At 60.1% G+C, this 935-nt stretch carries 2 protein-coding genes; both read left to right on the top strand.

Going from position 1 to position 935, the window contains the following annotated elements; genetic code table 11:
• A partial coding sequence (locus tag A3730_RS27005) for a PQQ-binding-like beta-propeller repeat protein (protein ID WP_156501398.1) occupies window positions 1–272 on the top strand: 272 nt, incomplete at its 5' end.
• A gap of 108 nt (window positions 273–380) precedes the next feature.
• Window positions 381–935: GTPase (locus A3730_RS27010; protein ID WP_197477668.1), on the top strand; the 555-nt coding region annotated here is incomplete at its 3' end.

Consider the following 935-nt stretch of genomic DNA (forward strand, 5'->3'; position numbering starts at 1 on the left):
GGTCCGTGGACCAGCGCACCGGTAGCGTGCTCTGGCAACAGGACAAGCTGTACGGCCGCCGACTGACCGGCACTGCCGTGCAGGGCGACCTGATGGTGGTGGGTGATTTTGAAGGCTACCTGCACTGGATGGATGCGGATGACGGCACCCTGGTGGCCCGTAAGAAGCACGACGGTGACGGCTTTGCGGGTACCCCGGTCAGCTATGAAGACACCCTTTATGTGTTGAGTTACGACGGCAAACTGGCGGCCTACACGGTGCGCCCCAAATAACCGGTCCGGTTTCTCGATACCTGAAAAATCTGCGCCCCGCGCAGATTTTTTCGTTTGAATCCCCCTTTGGCGTTACCATAGCGCCGTTGAAACCTCGTTGAGATGACTATGAAGCCGGTAATCGCCCTGGTGGGGCGGCCCAATGTGGGCAAATCCACACTCTTCAACCGACTGACCCGTACCCGGGATGCCCTGGTGGCCGATTTCCCGGGGCTTACCCGTGACCGTAAATACGGGGATGGCCAGCTGGGCGGCTATTTGTACACGGTGGTGGATACCGGCGGTATCGGCGAGAACGATGACGGCATCGACGTGCCGATGACCAGTCAATCCCTGCAGGCCGTGGGCGAAGCCGATGTGGTGTTGTTTATGGTGGACGGCCGTGCCGGCCTGACCGCCGCCGATGAACAGATTGCCAGCGAGTTGCGCAAGCTGCCCAAACCCACCTACCTGATCGTTAACAAGACCGATGGGGTGGATGCGGATTCGGCCATGTCCGAGTTCTTTTCGCTGGGCCTCACCGAGGTGCTGCCGATCGCGGCGGCCCATGGTCGCGGTGTGACCAGCATGATCGAGCATATTCTGGAAGGGTTTACGGATCTGGAGTTGCTGCCGGAAGGCGAACATCGCACCTCCAAGAAGCCCGGCGAAGACAGCATTCGT

It is taken from the genome of Alcanivorax sp. HI0044 (genome assembly GCF_001634945.1).